Origin of the sequence: Dictyoglomus sp. NZ13-RE01, assembly GCA_002878375.1 — a bacterium.
Classification (GTDB): Bacteria; Dictyoglomota; Dictyoglomia; order Dictyoglomales; family Dictyoglomaceae; genus NZ13-RE01.
Window position 1 is genome coordinate 1 of the sequence record NIRF01000027.1, and the last position, 8,052, is coordinate 8,052.

At 34.0% G+C, this 8,052-nt stretch carries 7 protein-coding genes and 2 tRNA genes; 4 read left to right on the top strand and 5 right to left on the bottom strand.

Annotated features, from left to right (window positions below):
* From CBR30_09625 to groL, 4 genes are all read left to right on the top strand, one after another.
* Positions 1-450 (top strand): glycosyl transferase family 1 (locus CBR30_09625; protein ID PMQ00729.1); only part of this gene is annotated, 450 nt, incomplete at its 5' end.
* Entirely contained in the window at positions 447-1,634 is a 1,188-nt protein-coding gene (locus CBR30_09630) for a glycosyl transferase (protein ID PMQ00730.1), read from the top strand. The genes CBR30_09625 and CBR30_09630, both read left to right, overlap by 4 nt.
* A 132-nt stretch (positions 1,635-1,766) precedes the next feature.
* Positions 1,767-2,057: a co-chaperone GroES gene (locus tag CBR30_09635; protein ID PMQ00731.1), complete on the top strand. Its 291-nt coding sequence runs from the start codon at positions 1,767-1,769 to the stop codon at positions 2,055-2,057.
* Between the two features lie 35 nt (positions 2,058-2,092).
* On the top strand, positions 2,093-3,709 hold the full coding sequence (gene groL, locus CBR30_09640; protein PMQ00732.1) for a chaperonin GroEL: 1,617 nt from the start codon (positions 2,093-2,095) through the stop codon (positions 3,707-3,709).
* Positions 3,710-3,766: 57 nt separating this feature from the next.
* On the opposite strand, the gene CBR30_09645 is transcribed toward groL, so the two are convergent.
* The 5 genes from CBR30_09645 to CBR30_09665 all read right to left on the bottom strand — a co-directional run bounded on the left by CBR30_09645 (position 3,767) and on the right by CBR30_09665 (position 8,037).
* Positions 3,767-3,842 (bottom strand) — tRNA-Glu (locus tag CBR30_09645).
* Between the two features lie 7 nt (positions 3,843-3,849).
* Positions 3,850-3,924: transfer RNA gene (locus CBR30_09650), tRNA-Gln, on the bottom strand.
* A gap of 283 nt (positions 3,925-4,207) precedes the next feature.
* Positions 4,208-4,954, bottom strand: a complete 747-nt coding sequence (locus tag CBR30_09655) for a hypothetical protein (protein ID PMQ00733.1) — start codon at positions 4,952-4,954, stop codon at positions 4,208-4,210.
* The gene (locus CBR30_09660; protein ID PMQ00734.1) at positions 4,954-5,502 is read right to left on the bottom strand and encodes a hypothetical protein; all 549 of its coding nucleotides are present in this window, start codon (positions 5,500-5,502) and stop codon (positions 4,954-4,956) included. Before CBR30_09660 ends, CBR30_09655 begins: the two co-directional genes overlap by 1 nt.
* A 33-nt stretch (positions 5,503-5,535) precedes the next feature.
* Positions 5,536-8,037, bottom strand: a complete 2,502-nt coding sequence (locus CBR30_09665) for a hypothetical protein (GenBank protein PMQ00735.1) — start codon at positions 8,035-8,037, stop codon at positions 5,536-5,538.
* Positions 8,038-8,052: the final 15 nt, after the last annotated feature.

Consider the following 8,052-nt stretch of genomic DNA (forward strand, 5'->3'; position numbering starts at 1 on the left):
CAGTACAAATTCTTCTGGATCGGCGGTATTCCCTTCTCATTCTTGAGTAGCGGTTACTCCGAAGTAAAAAGAGTTCAGGCAAGCCCCCCTCCTAACTTGTTCCTTCCAGGTCCCCAACCTCATGAGGAAATCTATAAGTTCTATAATATGGCAGATATTTTCTTCTTCCCTTCAAGACAAGAACTTTTCCCTATGGCACCTATTGAGGCTGCTTCCTGTGGACTCCCTCTCCTCCTTAGAAATCTCAAAGAATACGAAGATATCTTCTTTGACTCCTATATACCTTCTACTGAGGAAGATTTTGCAAATAAAATAGTAAAACTCGCTGAAAATTATGACCTTAGAATGAAAATGTCCCAAAAGGCTATCGCCTTGGCTAATACCTATGACATCAATAAAATTGCAGATCAAACTGTAAAGGTTTATAAGTCTCTATTAGAAAGTCAATGAAAATAGCTTTTTTTACTAATAATTACTTACCAAATACTGGTGGAGCTGCAATATCAGTGGAAACTTATAGAAAAGCCTTGGAAGATTTAGGGCATGAAGTTATGGTTTTTGCGCCCAGTTATCCTCCATGGTTCCCACCCTATGATGATACAAATAAAAAAATTTGGAGATTTCCATCCATCTTTCTAAAAAAAATCACTATTCATCCCATTCCAATATGGTTTACAAGGAAAGTATATAAAGCTTTTGAAGAGTTCAATCCTGACATTATCCATTCACATCATCCTTATGTTATTGGAAAGGTTGCCTTGAAAATTTCAAAAAAGTATAAAAAGCCCATAGTCTTCACTTACCATACCCAATACCACAAATATGTCCACTATATTCCTATAATACCGACAAAGATAAAAGAAATATATGCTATAAAAAGTAGTGTTTATTATGCCAATTCTGTAGATAGAGTTATAGCTCCTACTGAAGAATTAAAAGCACTAATCAAAAGCTTTGGTGTAAAAAAGGAGATTGAAGTTCTACCAACAGGTATAGATCTTAAGCTCTGGGAAAAAGCAGATCCTAAAAAATATTTAAATAATAAACCTTGGCAAGGTAAAAAAATTTTGCTTTATACAGGCAGATTAGCAAAAGAAAAAAATATTGAGTTTTTGCTTTATTCTCTATCAGACTTACTTATTAAAAGAGATGATGTAGTACTTTTAATAGTCGGAGATGGAGACGAGAGAAAAAATTTAGAGGAATTAAAAAATAAATTAAACTTAGGGAATAAAGTATACTTTTTGGGATGGTATCCACGAGAGGAATTAGTACATTTTTATAGTATGGCGGATATTTTTGTTTTCTCATCTACTACAGAAACTCAGGGATTAGTCACTTTAGAAGCAATGGCTGGTGGATGTGCAGTTGTTGCTGTAAAAGCAATCGGATCTGAAAGTTTAGTTACTAATGGAGTTGAAGGTTTTCTCACAGATCTAAATTACGATCACTTTAAAAATAAAGTTGAATATTTACTTGATAATCCTGAAATTCTCCAAAGAATGAAAAGTAATGCCAAGATTAAAGCAGAAGAATATTCAGTACAGAATTTAGCTATTAAATTAATCGAAATTTATCGTAAAACAATAAAAGAACGAGAAAATAGGAAATTTTTACTGAATAAATCTAAATAATCATTAATAAATGCCAATAATCATTGTTTTTTAGCATTGAAGAAAAATTTTGATTTTAATATATTAATCTTGGTTTAGCACTCAATTAAATTGATTGCTAACAAAAATTTATAGAAAGGAGGTAGATACTTAATGAAGTTAAGACCAATTGGTGATCGTGTTGTTGTAAAGGTTTTAGAGCAAGAAGAAAAAACTAAAGGAGGTATAGTATTACCAGACACTGCTAAAGAGAAACCCCAACAAGGAAAAGTTATCGCTGTAGGTAGTGGAAGAATCTTAGACAATGGTCAAAAAGTTCCTTTAGAAATTAAAGAGGGAGATAGAGTCATTTTTGCTAAATATGCGGGTACAGAAGTTAAGATTGAAGGAGAAGAATATTTAATTCTCAGTGAAAGAGATATTTTGGCAGTAATAGAAGGTTAATAATTAAAAAAATTAGAAAAGGAGGGTGATAAAAGATGGCTGCTAAAATGGTAAGTTTAAACATGGAAGCAAGAACAGCGTTAGTAAAAGGTCTTGATATTGTAGCAGATACAGTAAAGATAACATTAGGACCAAGAGGAAGAAACGTAGTTTTGGAGAAAAAATTTGGAGCACCTGTTATAACCAACGATGGAGTTACTATTGCAAAAGAAATTGATTTAGAAGATCCCTTTGAAAATATGGGAGCTCAGCTTGTAAAAGAAGTAGCATCTAAGACCAATGATGTTGCAGGTGATGGAACCACTACTGCTACTGTTTTAGCCCAAGCATTAGTTCACGAGGGATTAAAGAGTGTTGTTGCAGGTGCTAACCCAATGTATGTAAAAAGAGGAATAGAAAAGGCAGTAGAAGCAGTAGTAGAAGAATTAAAGAAGATGGCAAAGCCTATCGAAACAAAAGATGATATTGCTCACGTAGCTGCAATTTCTGCAAATAATGACGAGGCAATTGGACAACTAATAGCGGATGCTATGGATAAGGTTGGAAAGGATGGAGTAATCACAGTAGAAGAGTCTCAAGGAATAGAGACTACCTTAGAACTTGTAGAAGGAATGCAATTTGATAGAGGTTATATATCCCATTATATGATAACTGATGCTGAAAGAATGGAAGCAGTTTTAGAAGAACCTTACATTCTAATAACCGATAGGAAGATTAGTGCAGTAAATGATATAATCCCAATTCTTGAACAGGTAGTACAAACAGGAAAACCATTAGTAATCATTGCAGAAGATGTAGAAGGTGAAGCTTTAGCTACCTTGGTAGTAAATAAGTTACGTGGAGTTCTCCAATCTCTTGCAGTAAAAGCACCAGGCTTTGGCGATAGAAGAAAAGCCATGTTACAAGATATTGCCATACTAACTGGAGGAGAATTCATATCAGAAGAGACCGGAATGAAACTTGAAAGCGTAAAGCTTAATCAATTAGGTAGAGCAGAAAAAGTAAGAGCGGACAAAGATAAAACTACCATTATTGGTGGAAAAGGTGATAGAAAAGCAATTGAGGCAAGAATTGCTCAAATAAGGAAACAATTAGAAGAGACTGATTCCGAATTTGATAGAGAAAAACTTCAAGAAAGACTTGCAAAACTTGCTGGTGGTGTAGCAGTTATTAAGGCAGGAGCAGCAACAGAAGTTGAACTAAAAGAAAAGAAACACAGAATAGAAGATGCATTATCTGCTACTAAAGCTGCAGTAGAGGAAGGAATAGTTCCTGGCGGTGGCGTAGCTCTCATAAGGGCAATGAAAGCATTAGATAATGTGAAGGTTAATAATGAGGATGAGAAAATTGGCGTAGATATCGTAAGGAGAGTTTTGGATGTACCATTAAAATTAATCGCTAACAATGCAGGAAAAGAAGGGTCTATCATTGCAGAAAAAGTAAAGGAAATGGACGGACCTATGGGATATGATGCAGCAAAAGATAGATTTGTAAACATGTTTGAGGCTGGAATTGTAGATCCATGCAAAGTAACAAGATCTGCCTTACAAAATGCTGCAAGTATAGCTGCACTAATACTTACCACTGAAGGTCTCGTTGCAGAAAAGCCAGAAAAAGAAAAACAAACACCACCCCCACCACCTGAGTACTAATATTCAAGGAAAATGAAAAGCCCCTGGAGATTTCCAGGGGCTTTATTTTTTTTATTATGGTGGCCCTACGGGGATTCGAACCCCGGTTTTTGGGTTGAGAACCCAACGTCCTGGTCCACTAGACGATAGGGCCATTTAATTGGCTGGGGAGGATGGACTCGAACCATCCCTACCTGATCCAGAGTCAGGCGTCCTACCAACTAGACGACTCCCCAGTTAAAACTATGTTAATAATACTAAATCCTTTAGCTTGTTGTCAATATTTAAAAGAGTTTTCAGGGTAAATAGGTATGGACATAGGAAAGAAATAGATAAATATAAATGGAAGGAAAAACACCTAATTATAAGTTAAGATCAACTATGTTTTTGATTCATCCTCATGTTTTAGAATTTCTAGTGATACTCTTAGAAGACTTTTTATCTCTTTATAGTTTGTTTACTAAGAATTTATCTATATTTCTCAAGGGTAGTAACTATGTCTATACCAATTGCCATTATCTAAATATTCAAGATTTGAATTGTTACTACTGAAATATTATCAATTCCCCCATTTTGTTTTGCTCTACTAACCAATTCAAATGCCGGATCATTACTACTCTTCAGGATAGATTCAATTTCTTCATCTGGAACCATATCTGTTAATCCATCGCTACATAAAATTAGAATATCTCCTTCAAAAATTTTTTTACTAACTTGATCAAATTCTACAAAAACTGTATCATTCTTGCCACCAACACAATTTAGAATAATATGAGATTGTATGCCTGTTAGAGCCTTTAGTGAATGGTCTTTCGATATTTGAACAAGAAGATCATCTCGAAAGCGATATAATCGACTGTCACCTATATTAAGATAATAAATAAACTCCTTATAAAACAATAATCCAATTAAAGTGGTTCCCATCCCACTTCTTTCAGGGTTTTTATTTGATTCTTCAATAATAATGTTGTGAACTTCTTGAACTATTTCTTGAATTCTTTTTTTCAATTCAAAGTCTGTTAAGTCAATTTCAAGGAAGGATATTCTATTTCTCATTAAATCAAGAGTCATCTCAGCAGCTATCTCACCAGCCGCATGTCCACCCATTCCATCTGCTATTGCAATAAAAAATTTATCATTATTAGAAATAGAAATGTTAAGATCTCGTCGTCCATCTTGTAAAATTTCATCACACACAAGAATTCTATCTTCATTCTGTTCCCTTATACAACCTTTATCAGTAATGGCAGTAACATAAATTTCCATTATAGCCTCTCCGTTTGTTCACCCACTTGCCTTATTTCAACATAAAATTCAATGTTTGCTATTATTAAATAACTGCTATTCTTTAGCGGTACAGGTTGATTTGGTTTCAATGGTACATTTTCGTACATTGTCCCATTAGTTGAACCAAGGTCTATTACTGTCCATCCAAGTTGGGGATCAAATTTAAATTGACAGTGCTGTCGTGAAACTTTCTTGTATTGTGAAAAGATTTGTGTAAATCGTCCTACTGTTCTCCCTATAATATCTTGATCCTGTATAATTAAATCAAGATTAAGATTTCGATTTATAAGATGTAATTCGCTCGAAGATGAAATTTTCTGATTTATTCCCTGATAAATATTAGAAGAAGATGTCCCAGAAGATAAATTAACTATCTCGGAGGCTTTAACTAACATGCTTCCATCATAAATGCAAGCTTTGCCACGTCCTGGCTTACCACATTTTGGACAAATCCATAACTCTTTACCACATTGATCACAAAACCAAGAATCGTCATCAATCTCTGATTTACACCAAGGACAAATCATTACTCTCTAAATTCACCACCCCATATGATATTTTTATAATTTAATTTTAACTATATCATCAATAGTAATAGTATTAAGAACTTCAGGAGATGGATTACTTTCTTTCGCCAATTGTGCCAACCTTTCTGCTTGGTTTTGTAAAACTTGCTCAAAAATATTTCTAACAGTACGACCATTTGCAAAATTTTTATCTCTTTTCTGAGAGATTTGCTCCATTAGATTATAAACGGCTTGCTCTGCATCAGGTTCTAATGTTAAATTCTTTGATTTAACCATATAAATAAATATCGCTGTTAATTCTTCCGGATTATAGTCCTCAAAGAAAATATGCTTAGTAAAACGAGAAGATAATCCCGGATTTGTATCCAAAAATTGCTTCATCTCATTCGGATAGCCAGCAACAATCACTACAAATTTTCCACGATCATCTTCCATTCTCTTAAGAAGTGTATCTATGGCTTCTCGCCCGAAATCTGAAGCTCCTCCTCTGGATAAAGTGTAAGCTTCATCAATAAAAAGAATGCCCCCAATAGCTTTATCTATTACTTTATTAGTTTTGGGTGCTGTTTGCCCTACATATTCCCCAACAAGATCTTTACGATCGACCTCTACTACATGACCCTTTGAAAGTAATCCTAAAGCTTTAAAAATTCCCCCAAGAATACGAGCAACAGTTGTCTTTCCAGTACCAGGATTACCATAAAAAACAAAATGTATATTTAATGGCGTTTTTTGTCCACCAATAGTAGCACGCATTTGTTCGACCTTAAGATAGTCCGCTAATCTTTTTATCTCTTCTTTCACTTGTTTTAATCCAATAAGTTTATCTAATGGTGCTAAAGCATCTTCTAAAGAAATTGGTGCCTCTCCAACATATGCAGAACGAATATCTTCTGCGCTAATTAAAGAGAGTTCATCCTCACTTATCTCAGGATGTTTGATAATTCGCTTTGATTGGTAAATTATACAATTTTCTAATAAATTCCTTACTTCTCTAGCATTGGCAAAATTTCGATCTTTCTTCGATACCATGTCTTCGCAAACTCTTCTAAGTTCTTCCTCTGCATTCTCGTCAATTTTATAGCCCTGCTTATGAGCCATTTTTTTAAAGATAAGAAAAAGTTCCTCTGCAGTATAGTCTGGTAAATGGAAGAAACGCGTAAAACGTGATTTAAGTCCTGGGTTTGAATCTAAGAAATTTTGCATTTCATTTGGATAGCCAGCAACAATTACTACAAATTTACCACGATCATCCTCCATCCTCTTAAGAAGTGTATCTATGGCTTCTTTACCAAAACTATCATGATCACCTTGAATAAGGGTATAGGCTTCATCGATAAAAAGTATTCCACCTATAGCCTCATCAATTTTTGAGTTTGTCTTAGGTGCTGTTTGCCCTACATATTCTGCAACAAGATCTTTACGATCAACCTCTACTACATGCCCCTTTTCCAATATGCCTATAGCTTCTAATATTTCACCAAGTTTTCTTGCAATTGTTGTTTTACCAGTTCCAGGACTTCCTGTTAGAACCATATGAAGATTAGGAATAAAAACCTGATTTCCTTGTTCTGCTCTCTTTTTTTGAATAGTAAGTGTTGCTACTAGATCCTTGATTTCTTTTTTGATATCATCCATGCCAATAAAGTCATCCAATTCTGACATAATATCCTCAAGTGATCTTACTTCAGCTACTTCTCCTATTATATCCTCGCTTTTAATAATTTGATCATCATTTGCACCATTCATCACTCGGATAAAATAATTTTTTATAGCTTCCTCTGCTTCTCTAATAGCAGTATGTCCATAAGCAAAGGATTTATCGCTCACTTTTGTTAAGTATATTAAACGACGTTTCAATCGATCTTGAGCAGAACTATCTAATTCAAAACCTTGTTCCCTAATCCTTCCTTCCGCTATTAAATAAAGTTGCTCAACACTTAAATCTGGTAAAGTAAATTTATAAGGAAAAAGCTCATTCAAACGAGGATTAACTTTAAGATAATCATCAAAACCATCTGGTAAGCCTACAAGAAAAACAATAGGATCCCCATTTGATTTGCGCATTTCTGTGAAGAGTTTATCTAATGAGTCAATTCCAATTGGGGAATTACTTGAGATAAGTTTTTGAACATCATTAATGATAAGAAGTCCACCTTTAGTTTTTTGGAAATTTTGTTCAAAATCTTTTGCAAAACGATTATAATCAACTGCTTCAATTGTTGTTATATCCTTTATAAGTCCATTCTCTTGAAAAACAGTTGCTAAATAATTTGCTAATTTAGTTTTACCGGTTCCTGCCTTACCTATTATGATACTATTTAAACATAGAGTTATATTATATCCCCTCTTTTTTCTTTCCCCAAGTCCTTTAGCAATTTCCATAACATGATTAACCTTTTCTTTAATAGAGTCTGGAATTATTAATTCACTTAATTTAACCACAGATAAACTTTTTAAACGAACTCCACAATGTTTACAATATATTGCAGAATCTCTATTTATAGTATGACAATTATTGCAAGTTATACTCATTTTCTACTCACCTAC